This is a genomic window from Nocardia sp. NBC_01009, assembly GCF_045208035.1.
Taxonomy (GTDB): Bacteria; Actinomycetota; Actinomycetes; order Mycobacteriales; family Mycobacteriaceae; genus Nocardia.
The window spans coordinates 2,802,401-2,827,173 of the sequence record NZ_CP108695.1; the positions used below are offsets into that span (position 1 = coordinate 2,802,401).

A 24,773-nucleotide genomic window follows, 5' to 3' on the forward strand; every position below is an offset into this window, starting at 1 on the left:
AATCTTGTCGGCATATTGGTGGCTAGTCCGCTCGCCAGCGTGACCCGTCGCTAGTTCCCTCAATGTGAGGTTCCGGTGCGGCGGAACTGCTCCCTGTCGCCCTCGAGTCACCTATTGCGCTGTTCGGGTACCGGTGGTCCGATCCGCAGGAAAAGGACCGTACTGCTGCTGCACGCGTGGAATTACATTTGGCTTCGGTTTTTGTTTTGGGAGCGAGGGGCGTAGCGAGCTACACGCCGTATGCGATCGGCGCATTCGGGAGCAGGGTAGTGCCGGTTCGAAATTGGAAAAAGTAAATACAAGGGGAAATTTCGGACAGGTGGCACGGCGTGGTTCCGTCGCGCCGCGGTGCCGGCGAGTCTGAGCGAGGGGTTACAGAATGAATCCGAAGTCAGCAGGAACTGCCGACGGCGATCTGGGTCTGATTCCGCTGTCCAGGGCGCAGTACGGTATGTGGTTCGCAGACAGCATGCCCGGCGGCCCGCCTGTCAACATCGCACAGTACGTCGAGATCGAAGGCCCGATAGACGCGGATGTGTTCGCTCAGGCGGTGACCCGCGCCACGCAGGAAACCGAGTCTCTGGTGGTACGGGTGATCGAGTTCGACGGTCGCCCATATCAATTCGTCGACCGCAGCATCACCTTCGACGAGCCCGTGCTGGATGTCAGTGATGAGGACGATCCGTTCGCGGCGGCGATGGAATGGATGCGCCGCGACTACCACACCAAGGCTGTCGACATGAGCCGTGACCGGCTCACCGCGACTCGGCTCATCCGACTCGGCGAAGACCGGTATCTCTGGTACGGGCGCGCTCATCATCTCGTGATCGACGGTTACGGCGCGTTCAACGCCATCACCCGAATCGCCGAGCACTACAACGCCATTCTCGAAAACAGGCCGCCCGCACGGGTGGTGGCGGCCAAGTTGCGCGACATCGTCGAGGCGGAGCACGCTTATCGCGCCAGCTCGCGGTTCGAGAACGACAAGGCATACTGGCTCGACAAGGTTGCCGACCTTCCGACGCCGGCGAGTCTGTCCGGTCGCACCGCACGGTGGAGCGCAGACGACCGCGTAGCCGGCCTGAACCTTCCGTTGCGGTTGTCCGACATGCTCGATCGCTTCGCCGATAACCTGAAAGCCTCGCCCGCGCAGGTGGTGATCGCCGCATTCGGCGCGTTCCTCAGCCGGATGACACGCACCGACGATGTGGTGTTGTCGATGCCGGTCAGCGGGCGTGTCACGATGCGGCTGCGCAATGCCGCCGCGATGTTGGCGAACATGGTGCCGATTCGATTCACCATGGACGCGACGACCACCGTGGAAGAGTTGGTCGGTGCGTCGGTGTCCGAACTCGTCTCGGCGATGCGGCACCAGCTCTACCGATTCGAGGATCTGCGCCGCGACTCGAACGCGCTGGACGCGGCCGCGAACTCGTTCGGTCCGATCGTCAACATCCTGTTCTTCGACTCCGAGATTCGCCTCGGGTCAGCCGTCGGCCGATACCGCGCACTGACCTCGGGGGTGCTCGACGACCTGCAGCTCAACATGTACCGTTCCGGGGCCGATGCGCCGCTGCTCATCGAACTGCACGGCAACGCGAACCTGTATGGCCAGGATGAACTCGAATCGCACGCACATCGGTTCATCGAGTTCCTGCATCGGCTGATCGATTCGCCTCCCGGCACCCCCGTTGTCGACATCCCGCTCGTCGACCCCGCCGAGGAGCTGCGAATCGTCGGTGAACTCGCGGGCGGCGACGGCGAATCGCCCTCCGCGACACTGGTGGATCTGCTGGCGCGACAGGCTGCCGCGACGCCGTCCGCGGTGGCCGTCACGTCGAGTGAGACCACCCTCACTTACCGCGAGCTCGACGAGCTGTCCAACCGGTTCGCTCGCAGGCTTATCGCCCTCGGTGCGGGGCCGGAATCACTGGTGGCCATCGCGATGCCACGGGATGCCGATCTGATCGTCGTTCTGCTGGCCGTGCTGAAGTCGGGCGCCGGGTATCTGCCGTTGGACGTGGCCCACCCGACCGAGCGGCTCGAATACGTACTGAGCGATGCCGATCCGATCATTGTCGTGACGAACCGGAGTATGCGCGAGCACGTTCCGGGTGATCCCGGCCGCGTCGTGCTGTTCGACGACGTTCCCGGTGCTGCCCGTGACGATGCTTCGGATCCGATCACCGATGCCGATCGGAGGGGCTCGCTGTGTTCCGACCACGTCGCCTATGTCATCTACACGTCCGGATCGACCGGTCGACCGAAGGGCGTGTCGATAAGCCATCGCGCCGTCGCCACCTACTTGGTGAACGCGTGTGCCGAGATCGGAGTCCGGTCCGAGGACGTCTGGACCTTCTTCCACTCGATCGCGTTCGACTACTCGGTATGGGAAATATTCGGCGCGCTGGTCACCGGTGGCCGTGTCGTCGTCGTGGACAGCCTCACCACGCGTTCGCCGGACGATGTCGTGCGACTTGCGGTACGCGAGAAGGTGACCATTTTCAACCAGACGCCGTCGGCGTTCTTCCAGTTCGCGGCCGCGCAACAGCGATACGCGATCGCAGCTGCGCCGCACGGTGAGCTTTCCCTTCGACTGGTCATTCTCTCGGGTGAGGCTCTGCATCCGGCGGGGTTGGCGGACTGGTATGAACACAACCCGAACTTGCCCGTGCTTGCCAATAGCTACGGGATCACCGAGACCACGGTCTTCGTCACCTACCTCGGCCTGACACCAGACATCGCCGTGCCGGGCGCGCCGAGCGCAATCGGACCGGCGTTGCCGGGTTTGCGGACGTTTGTCCTGGACGAGCGGTTGCGTCCGGTTCCGCTGGGAGCGTGGGGCGAGATCTATGTCGCGGGAGCCCAACTCGCACGCGGCTATTTGAACCGACCTGCGTTGACCGCGGGACGCTTCGTTGCTGATCCGTTCGGGAAGTCGGGCGAACGCCTGTATCGCAGCGGCGACGTGGCACGATGGAATCACAAGGGCGAGTTGGAATACCGCGGCCGAGCCGACCAGCAGGTGCAGTTGCGCGGGTTCCGGATCGAGCTGGACGAGATCCGCAACGCGCTGTTGAGCCATAGCACTGTCTCGGCGGCCGTCGTCGTTGTGCATTTTCCCGGCACGGACGCGGCCCGGCTCGTCGGATACGTCGTGCCCGCCGGCGACGCCATCTGTGAGGCCGATTCCCTTCGCGCGCACGTTGGTGCGCGACTGCCGGAATACATGGTCCCGGTGGGGATCGTCGTGTTGGCGGCGTTGCCGCTGACGGTCAACGGCAAGGTGGACCACCGTGCGCTGCCCGAGCCGGTATTCGATTCGGCCGCAGCGTACGTCGCGCCCCGCACGGTTGTCGAGGAGTTGATCGCAGACGTCTTCGCCGAGGTTCTCGACACGGAGCGAGTAGGCGTGCTGGACAGCTTCTTCGAACTCGGCGGCAATTCGCTCACCGCGATCAGCGCCGCCGTGCGCATCGCTGAGATAACCCGATGCGACGTGTCGGTCCGCGACCTGTTCGGTAAACCGACCGTCGCTGAACTCGCCGCGCATATCGATGACGGGCACCGCGCCAGTCGGCCGGCGCTGAGCACGGCGCGGCGGACCGAGCCGATCCCATTGTCGCCTGCGCAGAACAGGATGTGGCTGGTCAATCAGGCCGACCCGGCGTCCGCGGCGTACAACATTCCGCTCGTGGTGCAGCTGACCGGACGTCTCAACACCGCGGCACTGCGTGCGTCGCTGACGGACGTGATCGATCGGCACGAGTCGCTGCGTACCTTCTACCCTGCTGTGGACGGTGCGGGGACACAGGTCATTCTGTCGGCCGAGCAGGTCGTCGCGGAGCTCGATCTGACCCCGCAGCCGACCGACCCCGACGAGATCGCGAACCGGATTCGTGAGCTCGCGTCGATCGGGACCGACGTGCGCGAACGCACGCCGATCCGGGGCGCGCTGCTCGAGACCGGCGACCGCCGATGCCACGTACTGGTCCTTGTCTTGCACCACATCTGCTGCGACGGCTCATCTCTTCGACCACTCGCGGCCGATGTGGCAGTCGCCTACGGTGCGAGGTCGGAAGGAAAAACTCCGGACTGGCAGCCTTTGACGGTGCAGTACGCCGACTACAGCATCTGGCACCACGGACTGCTCGGCGACGAGAACGATCCGAACTCGCTGGCCGCACACCAGTTGGGTTATTGGACAGAGCAATTGGCGGGGATGCCGCCGGTGCTGGAGCTTCCTGCCGATCGTCCACGTCCTGGCCGCCAGTCCATGCGCGGCGACGTCGCGAGCACGGTGATCCCGGCCGAGACCTTCGCCGAAATCGAGCGGTTGGCGCGTGCCGCGAACGTCACGACATTCATGGTCGTCCATGCCGCGCTAGCCGTGCTGCTCGCCCGGCTGTCGGGCTCCTCCGACATCACCGTCGGGACGCCGGTCGCGGGTCGGGGTGAGCGCGCGCTCGAACCGCTCATCGGGATGTTCGTCAACACTGTGCCGCTGCGCACCGAGGTGCGTGATGACGAATCGTTCACCGCATTCCTGGCGCGAGTCAAAGACATCGATGTCGATGCCTTCGCCTGCAGCGACGTGCCGTACGAACGCGTCGTCGAGGAACTCGATCCCGCACGGTCGATGGCGTATGCACCGCTGTGCCAGGTCTATCTCGCCTTCGAGAACATGGACCGTGCGAGTTTGGAACTGCCCGACCTCACCGTCGAGGTCCTGGATTCGGGGCCGGAACCGGCGAAGGTGGACATCATCGTCACCGTCGCCGAAAGCTCGGCCGCGGGCGGCGATGTCGCACTGCGGATCAATTACGCGACTGACCTGTTCGACCGGGGGACGATCGAGGAGCTTGCCGCGCGATTGAATCGGATCCTCGATGCGTTCGTGTCGGACCCGCAGATGCGCGTGGGTGGTGTGGAGTTGTTGTCGGGGGTCGAGCGGATGGAGTTGGTGCCGGCTTCGGGTGGTAGTGCCGAGGTGCCGCGGGTGCTGGCGGAGTTGTTGTCTGCCGGCGTGATGGGGGATCCGGCTGCGGTCGCGGTGGTGTCGGGTGAGTTGGTGGTGTCCTACGCGCAATTGGATGAGTGGTCGAATCGTGTTGCGCGTGAGTTGATCGGATGGGGTGTGGGTCCGGGTGATCAGGTCGCGTTGGTGATGGCGCGGTCGGTGGAATTCGCGGTGGGGGTGTGGGCGGTGGCGAAGGCGGGCGCCGCGTTTGTGCCGGTCGATCCGCGGAATCCGATCGAGCGGGTCGCGCATATGGTCGCGGATTCCGATGTGCGGGTCGCGATCACGGTCGGGGCGTCGCGGGGCTTGCTTCCTGGTGAGGTGTGCTTGTTGGTTCTCGATGATCCGGACACCGAGGTGTCGATCATGTCGCGATCGGCCGCGGTTGTGACGGATGCGGATCGGGTGCGTACTTGTCGTGTCGCAGATACGGCGTATGTTGTCTACACCTCGGGGTCGACCGGGACGCCGAAGGGTGTGGCGGTCACGCATGAAGGGTTGGCGAACTTCGCGGCTGAGCAGTGTGAACGTTACCGGGTCGATTCGCGGTCACGGGTGTTGCAGGTAGCCGCTCCGGGTTTCGACGCGGTGGTGCTGGAGCTGTTGCTCGCGCATGCCAATGGCGCGGTACTGGTGGTATCGCCACCAGAGGTGTTCGCCGGTGTGGAGTTGGCGAAACTGATTCGGACGCATGAGGTGTCGCACGCGTTCCTGACACCCAGTGTGTTGGCGACGATGTCGCCTGCCGAATTGGATTCGTTGCAGGTGCTGATAGCCGGTGGCGAAGCGGTGTCACCGGAAACCGTGGCGGTGTGGGCGCCGGGCCGAAAGTTGTTCAACGGGTACGGACCGACCGAGACCACGATCATGGTCGCGATCAGCGACCCGCTGCAGACCGGTGCCCCGGTCACAATCGGTGGCCCGATCCGTGGCGTCGAGGCCCTCGTGCTGGATGCCTGGCTGCGCCCGCTGCCGGTCGGGGGGAAAGGAGAGTTGTACGTCGCAGGTGTGCAACTGGCCCGCGGATACCTCAACCAACCCGCCACCACAGCCACCACATTCGTGGCAAATCCGTACGGTCCGGCAGGCTCACGCATGTACCGTGTCGGCGACCTGGCCCGCTGGACGCCCGATCGCACCCTCGAATACCTCGGACGCACCGACTTCCAAGTCAAAATCCGCGGTCAACGCATCGAACTCGGCGAAATCGAAGCCGTCCTTGCCGGACACCCCGATGTGGCGGCAGCGGTGACAGTGGGCGTAGCGACGGACGGCGGATCGAGACTGGCTGCCTACGTGACGCCGACGAACGGTGCCATCGACAACGCGGAGCTGTTGGAATACGCCGCCCAGCGCCTGCCGTCGCACATGGTCCCCGACACGGTGATGGTGCTCGACACGCTGCCGCTGTCGTCGGTGGGCAAGGTCGATCGTGCAGCGTTGCCGAAACCGGTGTTTGCTATCACCACCACCGAGTTCGTCGCGCCGCGCGACGCGGCCGAGCAGGTCGTCGCAGACGTCTACGCGGGCGTTCTGGGCATCGAGCGAGTTGGCGTCCTCGACAGCTTCTTCGATCTCGGCGGCAACTCGCTGTCGGCTACCCGGGCGGCAGCGCGACTGAGCGGCGCATTCGGCGTCGACGTTCCGCTGCGCGCGATATTCGAGGCGCCGACCATCGCGGCGTTGGCGAAGAGTCTTCGGACCGCCAATGCAGTAGAACGAGAACCGCTTGTGCCGCAAGAGCGCCCGGACCGGATCCCGCTGTCGCCAGCACAGGCCCGCATGTGGTTCCTCAATCAGTTCGACACAAGCTCGCCGGTGTACAACGTTCCGCTGATCGTACGTATGTCGGGAGATCTCGACGTGGCCACCATGCACGCGGCGATCGCGGATGTGCTCGACCGACATGAATCGCTCCGGACCGTATACCCGGACAGCGATAGCGGACCGCACCAAATGATCGTCTCGGTGGAAGCGTCCTTGCCCAGGCTGGCCCCGGTCGCCGTCGCGGGGAGCGACGTCGAGGCCCGCATCGCCGCCGAGGCGGCGGTCGGATTCGACGTCACATCCGAGGTTCCGTTCCGGGTCACATTGCTGCGCAGCGCACCTGACGACCACACCCTGGTTCTCGTCGTCCATCACATCAGCATCGACGGGTCGTCGCTCGCACCGTTCGCCGCAGACCTGATGACCGCCTACCAGGCCCGCGCTCGGCAGCAGCCGCCACAATGGGAGCCGTTGCCGGTGCAATACGCGGATTACGCAGTGTGGCAACGAAAGTTGCTCGGCACCGAGAACGACCCGCACAGCCCGACTGTCGCCCAGACCGGGTATTGGCTGGCGGCTCTCGCCGACCTGCCCGAGGTGCTCGACCTGCCCACCGACCGGCCGCGGCCGGTGAAACAGTCTTTCCGCGGCGCGACAGTGTCGGCGACACTGCCTGCCGATCTCCATCGCGACGTGGCCGCGCTGGCCCGCCGCCACAACACGACGGTCTTCATGGTGACGCACGCGGCATTCGCGGTGCTGCTCGCAAGGCTGTCGGGAACCGGTGACATCGCGGTCGGCACGCCGATCGCCGGTCGCGGCGAGCCCGGGCTCGACGGCCTGATCGGAATGTTCGTCAACACGCTGGTCCTGAGGTCGCAGATCGAGCCCGACACCTCCTTCATCCGCGTTCTGGACCAAGTCCGGGCCACCGATCTGGCAGCGTTCGAGAACGCCGACATTCCGTTCGAGCGCCTCGTCGAGGTGCTGAATCCGCCGCGCACTACCGCACACGCACCGTTGACGCAGGTGGGTTTCTCGTTCCAGAACATCGAGATCCCCACGGTGAGGTTCGAGGGCCTGACGGTTTCGGCCCAGATGGTCGATCCGAGCGTGGCCAAATACGATCTGCATCTGAATCTCGTCGACGCTCTGGAGCCGGGTGGCGAACCGGGCGACATGGCAGTCGAATTCTGTTACGCGACAGACCTTTTCGATGAGGCGACGATCACCTCGATGTTCGACCGCTACCTGCTGCTGCTGCGCGCGGCCGTTGCCGATCCCACTCGCGCCGTCGGTGACATCGACCTGCTGACCGAGCTCGAGGCGCGCGAACTGACCGTGCGTTCGACGGGGCCGGCGGTGCAGGCATCGAGTTCGACGATCGCGGACTTGTTCGCAGTGCAGGCAGCGGCGACGCCCGAGAACACAGCGGTGCTCGACGCCCAGAACGGCGGTCGGCTCACTTACCGTGAGTTCGCGGCGCGGGTGAATTCGCTGGCCCGAGTGCTGATCGGGCGTGGGGTCGGCCCGGAAAACGTGGTGGCGGTAGCGATGCGGCGCTCCGTCGATCTGCTGACGACCCTGTATGCGATCCATGCGGCAGGTGCGGCCTACCTGCCCCTGGATCCGGATCATCCGGTCGACCGCGTGCGTGCCGTCCTCACTGCTGCCCGGCCGAGTGCGGTCCTCACCCGTCTGGTCGACAAGGTGGGTCTGCCCGATGGCGTGCCGGTGTGGTCGCTCGAGGAGCTCGACGCCGGGCACACAGATCCGTCGACGGTGACGGATGCCGATCGGAGCCGGCCGCTGAATCCGGAAGATCTGGCGTATGTCATCTATACCTCCGGCTCGACGGGTGTGCCGAAGGGCGTGGCGATTCCGCACGCCGCGGTGGTGAATCAACTCCAGTGGATGCGGGATAACTACCAGCTCGGCGGCGACGACGTCATGCTGCTGCGGACGCCGGTCACATTCGACCTGTCGGTCTGGGAGCTGTTCTCCGCGTTGATCTGTGGCGCGTCATTGGTTGTCGCGGGTCCCGACGCACACAGTGACCCCGAGGCCGTGGCCCGGCTGATGGCAGAGCATCGGGTGACCACCGTGGATTTCGTGCCGTCCTTGCTTTCGGCATTTATCGAGGTGGCCGCCCCTCGCGAGCTCCTGGACCTCCGTCGTGTGCTGTGCATCGGCGAGGCGCTCCCGGCTGAAACTGTCCGCAGGTTCCGGGATCTCAGTGATGCGCGCATCGACAATCTGTACGGGCCGACCGAGGCAGCGGTCAGCGTGACCGCCCACCGGATCGACGCGGTCGACGGCATCGCGGTGCCGATCGGCGTCCCTGAGGCGAATGTGGTTGTCCACGTATTGGATTCGCGGTTGCATCCTGTCCCCGTCGGAGTGACCGGTGAGTTGTACCTGGGCGGTGTCCAGCTGGCCCGCGGGTACCACGAATGTCCCGGCCTGACGGCGGCGACGTTCATTGCCGACCCCTTCGATGGTGCGGGCGGTTCTCGCCTGTATCGCACCGGCGACCTGGTGCGCTGGGACAAGGGCGGAGGCATCCGATATGTCGGCCGCGCCGACTCCCAGGTGAAGGTTCGCGGCCTGCGAATCGAACTCGGCGACATCGAAGCCGCTTTGCTCGCCAACGAGCGGGTGAGCGCGGCCATCGCGCAGGTACACACCGACCGCGGTGAGCAACGCTTGATCGCCTATGTGGTGGCCGGAGAAGCGCTCGATGCCAAGGAGATTCGGGGCTTTCTGCTGCAACGACTGCCCGCCTACATGGTGCCGTCACCGGTGGTCCGGATCGACTCGATCCCGCTCACGGCGAACGGCAAGGTCGACTACAGGGCTTTGCCCGTGCCGGATCCGAGCGCCTACGAGTCCGAGTACCGGGCGCCGCGGGGGCTCGTCGAGCAGACCATCGCCGGGGTTTTCGGCGAGCTTTTCGGCCTTCCCGAGATCGGCGCGGACGACAACTTCTTCGATTTGGGCGGAAATTCGCTCATCGCGACTCGAGCACTGAGCCGTATCGGCGACGTCGTCGATGTGTCCATACCCGTACGAGTGATATTCGAGGCGCCCACGGTTGCCGACCTGGCCGAGCGTATCTCGCAGTTGCGTGCAGTGCCGAGTCTTCCCGCGCCGACTCGGAAGCCGCGGCCGGATCGCCTTCCGCTGTCGCAGGCACAGGCCCGGATGTGGTTCCTCAACCAGTTCGATACCGATTCGGCCGGATACGTTGTGCCGCTGGCGATTCGGCTCGAGGGTGTCCTCGATATCGATGCGCTGGCAGCCGCCGTCGGTGATGTCATCGAGCGGCACGAGAGCTTGCGCACCGTGTATCCGGCAGTCGACGGTACGCCCACTCAGCTCGTGCTGGACGCGGCCGATGTCGTCGCGAGGTGCGATCTCACACCGCAGCCGATCGGTGAGCGCGAGCTGTCACACCAGTTGGCCGAATTCTCGAGCATCGGATTCGATGTGTCGAAGGGTGTGCCGCTGCGCATAGCGCTGTACCAGCTGTCGGACACGATCTGGACCGTGGCGTTGGCCGTGCACCACATCAGTTGCGACGGCTATTCGGTGGCGCCGCTGGCCACCGATATCGTCACGGCCTATCAGGCGCGGTCCAGCGCGAACCCGCCGGACTGGATGCCGCTGACAGTGCAGTTCGCCGATTACGCCCTCTGGCAGCGCGAAGTGCTCGGCTCGGCGGACGACCCGGGTTCACACGTGGCCCGCGACATCGTCTACTGGCGAACCCAACTTGCGGGCATACCCGACCTGATCGAGCTGCCGACCGATCGGCCGCGGCCACTGGTGCAGACACAACGCGGCGCGGTCATCCACGTGACGATCCCAGGTGAGCTGCAGGGCCGCGTGGAGGCGCTGGCGCGGCGAGCCGGGGCGACGACGTTCATGGTTGTGCACACGGCCTTGGCGGTATTGCTGTCGAGGTTGTCCGGCAGCGACGACGTCATTATCGGCGTGCCACACGCCGGCCGCGGCCACCGAACACTCGACAACCTCGTCGGGATGTTCGTCAACACCTTGGTGATGCGCACCCGGATCACACCCGATCAGACATTCTTCAGCCTGCTCGATCAGGTGCGGCGCACCGACCTCGAGGCATTCGACCACAGCACCGTCCCGTTCGAGCAGCTGGTGGAGACACTCAAACCCGCGCGGTCCACAGCGCACACACCGCTGTTCCAGGTCATGCTCGCCTACCAGAACATGGTGCAAGCACGCGTCGAACTTCCGGGTCTCGCCGTCGAGAACATCGACCCGGGCGACAGTGCCGCGATCTACGACATGCTGCTGATGATGACGGAGGGGCACGGCACACACAACGAGCCGACCGGCATGACGCTGCGCCTGACGTATGCCACGGACCTGTTCGACGAGGACTCCGTACGGCGTTTCGCCGAACAATTCATGCGCGTCCTCGACGCCGCCGCGTCCGACGCCGACTCGACCGTCGACAGGATCGAGCTGCTCGACGCCACAGAGCGGCACCTGCTGCTGGAGCGATGGAACGACACCGGCGGCGCCGTCGCGACGGGCCGGACCCTTGTCGACGCCTTCGACGAACAGGTCGCACGCACCCCGGACGCTCCGGCGATCCGCCTTCCAGAGGGTGACGTCTGGACCTACCGGGATTTCGACGCCCGCGCCAATCGTCTTGCCCGGTGGCTGATCGCCCGCGGTGCCGGGCCGGAAACCGTTGTGGCGGTGGCTATCCGCCGGTCGGCCGAGCTCGTTACAGCGCTGTACGCGGTGGCCAAGGCGGGCGCGGCGTTCCTTCCGATCGATCCGGATCATCCCAGCACGCGGATCGCCAGCGTGCTGAATGCGGCGCAGCCGCTGGTGGTGCTCACGACATCCGCGGACGGCGACCAACTGCCGGATGGATTCGAATCTGCGCGCGTTGATCGCGTGGATCTGGCCGGTGTGTCCGATGCCCCTATCGCGGACACGGAGCGGCGCGCGCCGCTCCGGCCGGACAACGTGGCCTACGTCCTGTTCACCTCCGGCTCCACCGGCGTCCCCAAGGGGGTCGCCCTGACCCATGCCGCGACCGTGAGCCAGTTGGCGTGGGCACAGCAGCAGTGGCCACACGACGCGTCCGACACCGTGCTGTACAAGACACCGATCACGTTCGACATCGCGGTGTGGGAGTTGTTCTGGCCGCTGCAGACCGGTGCGCACATCGTCGTCGCTGAACCCGACGGGCACCGCGACCCGGTGTACATGGCAGGCGTCATCGCGAGTCATCAGGTCACCACGGTCCACTTCGTCCCGTCGATGCTGGATGTTCTCCTCGAATCCACGGGCGCTGCGCAGCTGCCGTCGATCCGGCGGGTATTCGTCGCGGGTGAGGCGCTGGCGCAGAGCACTGTCGACGCTGCCGCGCGCGTGTTCGTGAATGCGGATCTGGTGAACTGGTACGGCCCGGCGGAGGCGGAGGTCGTCACCGCTGCGCGGTGCCTGCCCGGTGTGACAACCCATGCGACGGTCCCGATCGGTGCACCGGTGTCCGGCATGGAGGTCTACGTGCTGGACTCGCGGTTGCGACCGGTGCCGACCGGTGTCGTCGGCGAACTGTACGTGTCGGGCGTCCAGCTGGCGCGCGGGTATCACGCGCGTGCCGACCTCACTTGCGGCGGCTTCGTCGCGCACCCGTTCGGTGCGGCGGGTCAGCGCCTGTATCGCACCGGCGACCTGGTCCGGTGGACGAAAACCGGGGAGCTGGAGTTCTTGGGCCGCAGTGACTTCCAGGTGAAGGTGCGCGGTCAGCGGGTGGAACCGGGTGACATCCAAGCGGCGCTGCTTGCGATTTCGCAAGTCGCGCGTGCTGTGGCCGTTGTGACGGCGGAACGAGTCGTCGGATATGTGACGCTTGTACCGGGTGCGGTGATCGATGGCCGCGCGATTCGCGATCAGCTCACTCGCTCGCTGCCGTCGTACCTGGTTCCGGCCGGTGTCCAGGTGCTCGATTCGATGCCGCTCACCGCGAACGGCAAACTCGACCGAGCCGCGTTGCCACAGCCGGTGTTCGACGACGGCGAGGAATTCGTCTCGCCTCGAACCGATCGCGAGGTGGCGCTTGCGAGAATTGTCGCCGAACTCACGAGCGCCGACCGGGTGAGCGTGACGGCGAACGTCTTCGAGATCGGTGTCAACTCGCTCTCGGCTGCCCAGATCGCGGCGCGGGCCGAGGCAGCTCTCGGTGTCGAGGTCGGCATCCGTGACATTTTCGACGAACCGACGATTGCCGGATTGGCCGAACGGATCGCGATGCGTACCCGTTCTACGGTGATTCCGCTCGCGCCACGACCACGCCCCGCGGCCGTGCCGTTGGCTGCGGCTCAACGACGCATCTGGTTCCTCAACCAGTTCGACACGGCCTCAGCGGCATACAACATCTGTTTCGCGGCCCGGTTGACCGGACCATTGGATGTCGACGCGTTGCGAGCGGCGTTCCTCGACGTGTCGACCCGGCATGAGCCGTTGCGGACGGTGTATCCCACTGTCGACGGTGAACCGTGTCAGGTCGTGCAGGATGTCGCGGCGATAGCCGCAGACATGGTGTTGGATCCGGAGTCGGTCGTCGACGAGGCAGAGCTGGCCGACCGGATTCAGCGGGCCGTCGGGACTGGTTTCGATATCGCGGAATCCGTGCCCGTCCGGGCGCGGCTCTATCACCTCGGCGCCGACGATCATGTGATGGTGCTCGTGATCCATCACATCGCGGCCGACGGTTCGTCGATGGCGCCGCTCGCGCGCGATGTGTTCGCCGCCTACCGGGCACGTGTGGATGGTCGAGCGCCGCAGTGGGAATCGCTGGAAGTCCAGTACGCCGACTACGCGATGTGGCAGCAGGAGATGCTCGGCTCCGAGGACGATCCGGCGTCGGTGATCGCGCGGCAGATCGCCTACTGGAGCGAGGTCCTCGGCGATGCCCCGGAACTGCTCGGCCTGCCGACCGATCGGCCTCGGCCCGCCACGATGTCGATGGACGGTGGCAACGTTCGGTTCGGCATGTCGACGCGGCTGCACGACGATATCGTGCGGCTGGCACACCGTGAGGGTGTCACCGTGTTCGTCGTGCTGCACGCGGCGTTGGCGATCCTGTTGGCTCGCACCGCGCACAGCGAGGATGTCTCGGTCGGCACTCCCGTCGCCGGTCGCGGCAGGCGGGCCCTGGACGATCTGGTCGGCATGTTCGTCAACACCGTGGTGTTGCGCACACGGGTTCGCGACGACCGGTCGTTCCGGGATCTGTTGGCGGAGGTACGCGGCGTCGACCTGGAGGCGCTCGCACACGCGGATCTGCCCTATGAACGGCTGGTCGACGTCCTCGATCGTCCTCGCTCGACGGCGTATTCGCCGCTGTATCAGGTGATGTTCGGGTTGCAGAACACGCGCGCGGCTCGATTCGAGCTGCCCGGTATCGATGTCGAACTCCTCGACCCGGGCATTGCGCAGGCCAAGACCGACCTCACCGTGCTGCTGACCGAACGCCTCGAGGGCGATCGGCCCGCCGGTATCGACGGCGAGATCATCTACGCCACAGACCTGTTCGTCGAATCGACTGCCGAATCGCTTGCCGAGAGGTTTATTCGTGTCCTCGAAGCAGTCACCTTCGATCCGACCCGGCCGGTAGGCGACATCGGGCTGCTGAGCGCTGAGGAGGCAGAACGTCTGCTCCCGGCACGTGGCGGCGACACCACACCCCCGTGCCTGCTTCCCGTTCTGCTGGCGTCGGCCGTGGCAGCAGACCCATCTGCGATTGCCCTGATCGGGGACAGCGAGACCCTCACCTACGGTGAGCTCGACCGTCGGGCCAACCAGCTCGCCGGTCACCTGCTCGTCCAGGGTGTCGGACCGGGAGTGTTCATCGCCCTCGCCGTGCCGCGGTCGGTCGACTATCACATCGCCATGTGGGCGATCGCGAAGACCGGCGCCACATTCGTGCCGGTGGATTTGCGGTATCCCATGGACCGGATCGCGCACATGGTGAACGATTCCGGTGTCGAAGTCGGGATCACGCTCACGGCCGCACGCACGTCGTTGCCGGGTGGTGTCCGATGGCTGGTGCTCGACGACCCACGTTCGGCCGCCGAGATCGCCTCACAACCTGGCCGCGCGATCACGGACGCAGATCGCCCACGCGTATTGCGGATTCAGGATGCGGCGTATGTGGTCTATACGTCCGGGTCGACAGGAACGCCCAAGGGCGTTGTCGTCACGCACGAGGGGTTGGCGGGCTTCGCGGCCGAGCAGCGTGATCGTTATCGGGTGGACAGCACGTCGCGAGTGCTGCAAGTGGCGGCGCCCGCCTTCGATGCGGTCCTGCTCGAGGCATTGATGGCGCACGCGGCCTGCGCGTCGTTGGTCGTGTCGCCACCGGAGGTGTTCGGCGGCCCGGATCTGGCCGAGTTGATCAAGGCGCATCAGGTGTCCCATGCGTTCCTGACACCGAGTGTGTTGGCGACGATGTCGCCTGCCGGTCTCGATTCGGTGCGGATGCTGGCGGTCGGCGGTGAGATGCTGGCTACGGATGTGATTGCTGCCTGGGCGCCGGGCCGGCGGTTGCACAATATCTACGGTCCGACGGAGACGACGATCGTGATCACGATGAGTGACCCGGTGCAGCCCACCGACGTGATCACGATCGGCGGTCCGATCCGCGGTGCGGCGGCCGTGGTCCTGGACGCGCGGTTGCGGCCGGTGCCGGTCGGCGTAGCGGGGGAGCTGTACCTTTCGGGTGCTCAGCTGTCGCGCGGGTACCTGAATCGGCCTGCGGCGACGGCGGGCGCGTTCGTGGCGAATCCATACGGTGAACCGGGTTCGCGGATGTATCGCACCGGCGACATCGTCCGCTGGACCGCGCAGGGCGCGCTGGAATACATCGGCCGCATCGACTTCCAGGTCAAGATTCGTGGCCAGCGCATCGAACTCGGCGAGATCGACGCCGCGCTGCTCGCGCATCCCAGGGTGGCCGCCGCTGTGACCGTGAGTCGCAGCGGACCCGGCGGGCAACCTACGCTCGCCGCGTACATGGTGCCGGAGCTCGGAACAGTCGTCGAACCGAGCACCGTGCTCGATCATGTCGCTGCCGTATTGCCCGCGCACATGGTGCCGTCGACGCTGACGGTGCTCGACCACATGCCGCTTGCCTCGACCGGCAAGGTGGATCGGAAAGCGCTGCCGGAACCCGTCTTCGAAACCGTCGGAGATGATGCCGTCGCGGCATCGACCGACCTGGAACGCACCATCGCCGCGGTCTTCGCGGACGTACTCGGGATAACGTCGGTCGGCGCGACAACCTCGTTCTTCGCGCTCGGCGGTGATTCCATCATGTCGATCCAGTTGGCGTCCCGACTGAAATCCGCGGGTGTCGTCGTGACAGCTCGGGACATATTCGAGCGCAGGACCGTTCGCGGGTTGGCGCTGGTGGCCGCGGCTTCCGAACGGATGTCGCTCGAGGAGCTGCCCGGGGGCGGTGTGGGCGAAATCCCGTTGACGCCGATCGTGTCCTGGTTCGCCGACCGACTCGGGGTCGCTGATCGGTTCGCCCAGTCGATGCTGGTGCGGTTGCCGCGTGACGCGCGAGTCGACGACGTGACCTCGACCGTGCAGGCGGTGCTCGAGCGGCACGACATGTTGCGCTCGAGGCTGCGCGAACGACGGCTGGACGTGCTGCCCACAAGCGCCGCCGATGCCGCGGGTTCGGTTCTGACCCGCACATTCCGCGCGGACGAGGCTCCGGGCAGCGACGGCTTCACCGCCGTGGTGGAAGCGGCATTGGCCGAGGCATCCGACGGTCTCGATCCGGCCGAGGGCCGGATGCTGCAGGTCGTGTGCCTGCTTCCCGAACCGGGTGTCGATGCCGACGCCCGTGCCCTCATCGTGATCCATCACCTGGCTGTCGACGGGGTGTCGTGGCGGATCCTGGTTCCCGACTTCGTGGCTGCCTGGCAACAGATCACGCAGGGGCAGCCGGTGGAGTTGCCCGCGCAGGGCACGTCCATGCGTCGGTGGGCGCACGCGTTGGCCACCGCTGCCGCGGGTCGCGCTCGTGAGTTCGAGCTGTGGCACCGGATGAGTGCGGCTGCCGATCCGCTGCTCGGCCGTGCGGCATTGGATCCCGCCGTCGACATCCAGTCGACTGTGCGGCATCTGGCGGTGTCCATCCCGACGGAGGTCACCTCGGCGTTGCTCGACGCGGTGCCCGAAGCCGTTCGCGGCGGCGTCGACGATGCGCTGCTGGCCGGTCTGGCTGTGGCGGTGACACGCTGGCGCAGGCGGCGCGGCCTCGCTCACCAGGGCATGAAAGTCCTGCTGGAGGGCCATGGGCGTGAGGAGCAGATTGCCGCGGGAGCAGACGTCTCACGCACCGTGGGTTGGTTCACCAACGCGTATCCGGTTGCGCTCGACCTGAATGGGATCGATGACGCGGACCCCCGCGCGGCGGTGAAGTCTGTGAAAGACCAGCTGCGCGACATCCCGGACAAGGGAATCGGTTACGGCCTGCTGCGCTATCTGAACACCGACACGGCGGACCGGCTCGCAGCGTCGCCCGAGCCGCAGATCAGTTTCAATAATCTCGGCCGCGTCGGCGTCGATCTCACGACACTGTCGGACGTCGCGTGGATTCCGACCGAGGAGGAGTTCGATAGACGGGCCGCATTCGATCCGGACATGCCTGCGGCAGCGGTCGTCACGATCGATGTGAATATCGTGGACGCCGAGGCCGGACCTCAGCTGTCGGCGCACGTCGGCTACGCCTCGCGCTTGCTCGACCACGATGATGTGGCCGAACTCGTCGACGAATGGATCGACGCCGTGACCGGGATCGCCACGGCGGCCCGCGCGAACAATGACTGGGGACTCTCCCGAGCAGACGTTCCCCTCGTCGACGTCACGCAGCCCGACCTGGACACGTTCGCCGACCGGTACGGACCGCTGACCGACGTATGGTCGCTGGCACCGCTCCAGGCGGGGCTGCTGTTCCACGCCGAACTCGCCGCGGGCGAACTCGACGTCTACACAGCGCAATCGGTAGTCGCCCTTGCCGGCGTCGTCGACGAGAACCGGCTCGAGCGTTCTGCGAACGCCTTGCTCGAGCGGTATCCCAACCTGCGGGCCGCCTTCACCCGAACGGCCGACGGCGTTCCTGCACAGGTTGTTCCCGCCGACACCGCCGTGTGCTGGCGCAGAATCGATCTGACCGACAGCACAATGGAACTGGATGAGCTGATCACAGCTGAGCGGGCGGTCACCTTCGATCCCGCCGATCCACCGCTGCTGCGGTTCCTGATCGTTGCCGTAGCGCCGCAAGACTTCCGGCTGGTGCTGACGGCGCACCACCTCCTGCTGGACGGCTGGTCACTGCCGCTGCTGTGGCGTGAGCTGATCGGCTTGTACGCGGTGGACACGCAGCCGGAGTTGCTGCCTTCGGGGGCGTCGTACCGCGACTACCTGACATGGCTGGACCGGCGCGACCGCTCCGTCAGTGTCGAGATGTGGCGGAATGCGCTGCACGCTATCAGCGAGCCCACGCTGGTCGCCGATCCACACACGGCGCCGACCGCGGACATCCCGATCGATCTGGCGATCGTTCTCGATCGTGCCGCGACGGCCGAGTTGGCGGAGTTCGCGCGAGCACGAGCGGTGACGATGGCGACGATCGTGCAGTTCGCCTGGGCGGTGGTGCTGGGCAACCTGCTCGGCGTCGAACGCGTGGCCTTCGGCAGCACGGTCTCCGGACGTCCCGCCGACCTGCCGGGCGTCGAGTCGATGATCGGTCTGTTCATCAATACGATCCCCGTCGCCGCCGACGTGCGCCGGGACATGACCATCGAGGACGCGCTGAATCGGTTGCAGGCCGACAACACCCGCATGCTCGACCACCACTACCTCGAACTGTCGCAGATCATGGCGGCCGCGGGCAGCACCCAACTGTTCGACACCCTGGTCGTCTTCGAGTCGTATCCGGTCGACAGCAGCGGCTTGGGTGATGCCGACATCGATGGGATGCGCGTGGTATCGGCGGAAGGAAGTGACGCCGCGCACTACCCGATCACCGTGCAGGCGCACCACACCGACGAGTTGCACATCAGAATCCGTTACCAGCAGGCCCGCATCGACGAGGTAACGGCGGCCGCTCTCGCCGCCCGTGTCGAAACAGTGCTGCGCACGGTCACGAGCAATCCGCGCACGCCTCTTGGCGCAATCGATCTGCTGTCCACGTGCGAGCGGCGCGAGCTGGTGCCCGCTTCAGGTGGCAGCGCGGAGGCGCCACGCCTGCTGGCCGAGTTGCTATCGGCCAGTGCAGCCGCGAATCCCGCTGCGGCGGCATTGATTTCGGACGAGCGCACGGTATCGTACGGCGAGCTGGACGCCTGGTCGAACCAGGTGGCGCGATACTTGATCGGGTGGGGCGTTGGCCCAGGTGATCAGGTCGCGCTGGTCATGCCGCGGTCGGTGGAGTTCATAGTCGCGCTGTGGGCGGTGACCAAAGCGGGTGCGGGGTTCGTGCCGGTCGATACTCGGAATCCGGCCGAGCGGGTCGCGCTCATGATGGCCGACTCCACTGTGCAGGTGGCGGTGACGGTCTCGGCATCGCGGGACCTGCTTCCCCGTGCAGTGCGCCTGCTGGTTCTCGATGATCCGGACACCGCTGAGTCGATCGCCTCGCGATCGGCAGCCGCCGTGACCGACGTGGAATGCGTGCGTACCCCGCACGTCCGGGATGCGGCGTACGTGATCTACACCTCGGGGTCGACGGGGACACCGAAGGGGGTCGCGGTCACCCACGAGGGGCTGGCGAATTTCGCAGCAGTGCAGCGTGACCGCTTCGGTGCGGACAGTGGGTCACGAGTGCTGCATGCCGCCGCTCCCGGCTTCGACGTGTTAGTGCTCGATGTGCTGCTGGCACACGCCAACGGTGGTGTGCTGGTGGTGGCGCCGCCGGATCTGTTCGCGGGCGAAGCGCTGGGGGAACTGATTCGGGCGCAGCGGGTTTCGCACGCGTTCCTGACACCGAGCGTGCTGGCGACGATGTCGCCCGCAGGACTGGGATCATTGCGGGTGCTGGCGGCCGGTGGTGAGGCGGTGTCGCCGGAAACGGTCGCGATGTGGGCGCCGGGCCGGCTTCTGTTGAACGGATACGGTCCGACCGAAACCACGATCCTGGCCGGCATCAGCGAGTTGTACCCCGGTGACGTGGTGACGATCGGCCATCCGATCCGTGGTGTCGAGGCCGTTGTGCTGGATGAGTGGTTGCGGCCGGTGCCGGTCGGGGTAGCGGGGGAGTTGTACCTCGCGGGCGTGCAACTGGCACGCGGATACGTGAACCGGCCTGTGACAACAGCGGTGGCGTTCGTGCCGAACCCGTTCGGTGCGGCAGGCTCGCGCATGTACCGCACCGGCGACCTGGCCCGTTGGACACCGGAGCACACCCTGGAATACCTCGGCCGCCGCGATTTCCAGGTCAAGATTCGCGGTCAACGTATCGAACTCGGTGAGATCGAATCCGTCCTGGCCGGGCATCCCGGGATCGAACATGCGGTGGTGGCGCTGCGGAAGGACGAACGTGGCATCGACCGACTCGTCGGCTACTTCGTCAGCGTCGAGGATGTAGATCCGAACGATGTCCGGGCTGCCGCACGGTTGCGACTGCCTGCGCACATGGTGCCCGACGTGTTCATGATGCTCGCCGAATTGCCCCTCACCACCACCGGCAAACTCGACCGCCGGGCGCTTCCCATGCCGGAGTTCTCGGACGGTCGGTGGATCGCCCCGCGCACCGACGCGGAGCGGCACATCGCGGAAGTGTTCGGGAACGTCTTGGGCATCGAAAGAATTGGGGCAACGGACAGCTTCTTCGACCTCGGTGGCAATTCGCTGTCGGCAACGCGGGTGACTGCCCAGCTGAGCGCGGCACTCGGAGTGAGCATCGGCGTCCGGGACCTGTTCGAAGCATCGACAGTCGCCGAGCTCGCCGCGCGTCTGGCTACCTTCGACCGGAACATCCAGGTGCGGCTGGCACCGCGAACTCGGCCTGCTCTTGTGCCGCTTTCGCCGGCGCAGCAGCGGATGTGGTTCCTCAATCAGTTCGATACCTCGGTCGGCGCGTACAACATCCCGCTGGTGATTCGGCTGAAGGGCGAGCTCGACATCGACGCGCTGCGACACGCGTGCGAACTGGTCATCGACCGGCACGAGTCGCTCCGCACCAAGTTCCCGATGATCGACGGAACGCCTCATCAGGTCGTTGTCGCCGTCGAGGAGGTCGCGCCCGTACTGACTCCGGTCAGGGTCGACGAAGAGCATGTGATGGAGCGGGCGGCCGCCGCGGTCTCGGCGAGCTTCGATGTGACACAGGCGCCTCCGTTGCGCGCCGAGTTGTTCGCCCTCGATGCCCAGGATCACGTTTTGGTGATCACTGTCCATCACATCTGTGCCGACGGACAGTCGATGATGCCGCTCGCGCGGGACGTGGCAGCGGCATACCAGGCGAGTAGGCAAGGGACAGAGCCGATGTGGCCGGTCCTTCCGGTCCAGTACGCGGACTACTCGTTGTGGCGGCGTGAGCTGCTCGGCGATGAGCACGATCCAGACTCGGCAATATCCGGACAGTTGCGATTCTGGAAGGACACACTCAGCGGGCTGGCCGAGCTGCTCGAGTTGCCGACCGACCTGCCCCGACCGCCGGTTGCGTCCATGCGCGGCCGCGCAGTCGATTTCCAGATTTCCGCCCAGTTGCGGGCGCGAATCGAGGTGGTTGCGCGCGAGGCGAACGCTACGGTCTTCATGGTCCTGCACGCTGCATTGACCGTCCTGCTGTCAAGGCTGGCAGGCGTCGACGACGTCGCGATAGGCACACCGGTGGCCGGCCGTGGGGAGCGCGAACTCGACGATCTGATCGGCATGTTCGTCAATACGCTCGTGTTGCGGTCGCGGGTGTTGTCGCATCAGCCGTTCGCCGAATTGCTGGCCGCGACGCGCGAGACGGACCTGGCCGCGTTCGCACATGCGGATGTGCCCTTCGAACAGGTCGTGGAGGCGCTGAATCCGCCCCGGTCCACCGCGCATCTTCCGGTGTACCAGGTGACGCTGGACGTCCAGAATCTGAGCAAAGCCGCGTTGCAGTTGCCTGGGCTCACCGTCGAGCCGCTCGAGAACGGCTTCGATCAGGCGCAGGCGGACCTGAGCGTCAAGCTTGTCGAGCGGTTCAGTGACCAGGGGCATCCGGCCGGCATGGTGGGCCGACTGACCTTCGCCACCGACCTCTTCGTCGAGGAGACGATGACTCGGTTCGCGCAAGCGTACGTGCGGATTCTGGAGGAGGTGACCGCGAATCCGGAATCCGTTGTCGGCGAAATCGACATCGTGGATCCGGTGCAGCGGCGCGCATTGCTGGACGCGGCCGGGGACGACGGCGTCGCGGTCGCGGACGTGACGCTCGCGGAGCTGTTCACCGCCAGGGCCGTCGCACAGCCTGATGCGGTTGCGGTGACCGATGGTGAGTCGCAGCTGACCTACGCGGAGCTGGATCGGCGTTCCGCCCTGGTGGCCGCTGGGCTGAGCGAGCACGGTGTGGGACCGGAATCGCTGGTGGCAGTGGCATTGTCGCGGTCGATCGAACTGATCGTCGGCCTGCTCGGAGTTATCCGAGCGGGCGCGGGGTATCTGCCCCTGGATGTGGCGTATCCGCCGGAGCGATTGCGGTTCATCCTCGAGGACGCAGGCCCGGCAGCCGTGTTGACGTCGGCCGACCTGGTATCGGCGGTACCGGAGTATGCGGCGCCGGTGGTGCTCGTCGAGGATTGCGTGGACGCCGTCGCGGGCAGTTCCGGTCCGGTGGTCTCGGGCGTGCGGCCGGACAATGTTGCCTACGTGATCTACACCTCGGGCTCGACGGGCCGCCCCAAGGGGGTGACGGTCAGCCATCGGGAAGTGGTCACATTGTTCACCAACGCGGCCGAACGATTCGACGTCGGTTCCGACGACGTGTGGACGATGTTCCATTCGTACGCCTTCGATTTCACGGTGTGGGAAATCTGGGGCGCATTGCTGTCCGGTGGCAGGCTGGTCGTTGTCGACCACGACACCTCCAGGTCGCCGGAGGCGTTCGTGGACGTCGTGGCGCGGGAGCGCGTGACGGTGTTGAGCCAGACCCCGTCGGCGTTCTACGGGTTCGTCGATGCGGAGCGTGAATATCGGGAATCCGGTTGTCCTGCCGGTGATCTCGCCTTGCGATATGTCGTTTTCGGTGGTGAGGCATTGGATGCGTCGCGGTTGACCGGCTGGTTTACCGCGCACGGGCCGGGATCGCCGCGATTGGTGAACATGTACGGGATCACCGAGACGACTGTGCATGTGACGTTCTCCGAGATCGATCATGCGGGCGTGGCCCAGATCGGATCGCCGCTACCGGGGTTGCAGGTGTATGTGCTCGATGACCGGCTGCACCCGGCGCCGATCGGCGTCGCCGGGGAGATCTATGTGGCCGGTGGGCAACTCTCGCGTGGCTACCTGGGAGCTCCGGCGTTGACGGCGGGCCGATTCGTGGCGAACCCGTTCGATCCGGCCGGCGCCCGGTTGTATCGGTCAGGAGATGTCGGCCGGTGGCGGAAGTCCGCGCGCGGGCTGGAGTTGGTGTACGTCGGCCGGGCCGACGCGCAGGTGCAGTTGCGCGGTTTCCGGATCGAGATGGGTGAGGTCGAGTCGGCGCTGCTCCGGCATCCGCGCGTGACACGGGCCGCGGTGGCAGTGCATCGCCACGATCGTGGCGTGGATCAGCTGATCGGTTATGTCGTGGGCGTCGATGGGCAGCAGATCGATCCGGGCGAGATCCGGGAAACCGCTGCTCAGGTGTTGACGAGCTACATGGTGCCGTCGGCGATCATGGTATTGCCCGATCTGCCGTTGACGGTCAACGGCAAGCTCGATCGAAAAGCACTGCCTGCTCCCGATTTCGAGGTATCAGCACACGAGTTCGTCGCGCCGCGGACCCGTACGGAAAAGGTGATCAGCGATGTTTACGCGCAGGTCCTGGGAGTCCAGCGCGTCGGGGCATCGGACGGGTTCTTCGATTTGGGTGGCAATTCGCTGTTGGCCACGATGGTGGTGACCAAGCTGCGTGCTCAGGGTGTGATGATCGCTTTGCCGTGGATGTTCGACGATGCGACGCCGAAGGCGCTGGCGGGCAGGGCCGACGACACGGATGGCGTCTCCGGGCTACAAGTGTTGCTTCCGTTGCGTGCGAGCGGCCCGAAGCCTGCGGTATTCGGTGTGCACCCCGCAGGCGGGTTGGCGTGGTTCTATGGCGGCGTGGTCGAACATCTGCACAAGGATCGGCCGATCTATGGCTTGCAGGATCCCCACGTCGTGGCGGGCGAACCACGTGCGGATTCCGTGGACGAACTGGCCGAACGCTATGTGGCCGAGATTCGCCGAGTACAGCCGACCGGGCCGTATCACCTGCTCGGGTGGTCGTTGGGGGGTGCAATCGCGCATGCCATGGCGATACTGCTCCAGCGCGATGGTGAGCAGGTCGGCGTGCTGGCCATGATGGACAGCGCCGGTGGCTCATCGGAGTCGCTGGTCGCCTCGACGATCACCACTGTGGACGAGGCTGCGCCGGGACAACTGATGGCCGACCTGCTCGGCGGCTGGCGGGAGCTGTTCGACCTCGGCGACGAGGTGGAAGTGGACACCCATGAGCAAGCGTGGGCCGTCATTCGTGACCAGGTGACCGGAACCGGAATGTTCACCGCCGACCAGACCGATCGGGTGATGGCGAGCTTCGAGACCGCGAGCGGCATCGCCGACGCTTACCGGCCGGGAGTTTTCGACGGAGACCTGGTTTTCTTCACCGCAGGAAAAGACCGCGTCGACCACGACGCTGTCGCACAGACGTGGCGACCATATATCACAGGCGACATTCACAACACGGTCA

At 65.8% G+C, this 24,773-nt stretch carries 1 pseudogene; it reads left to right on the forward strand.

The features are described from left to right. Positions 1-469 precede the first annotated feature (469 nt). Positions 470-24,739, forward strand: a pseudogene (locus OHA42_RS12435) (non-ribosomal peptide synthase/polyketide synthase); the annotation flags it as partial. Positions 24,740-24,773: the final 34 nt, after the last annotated feature.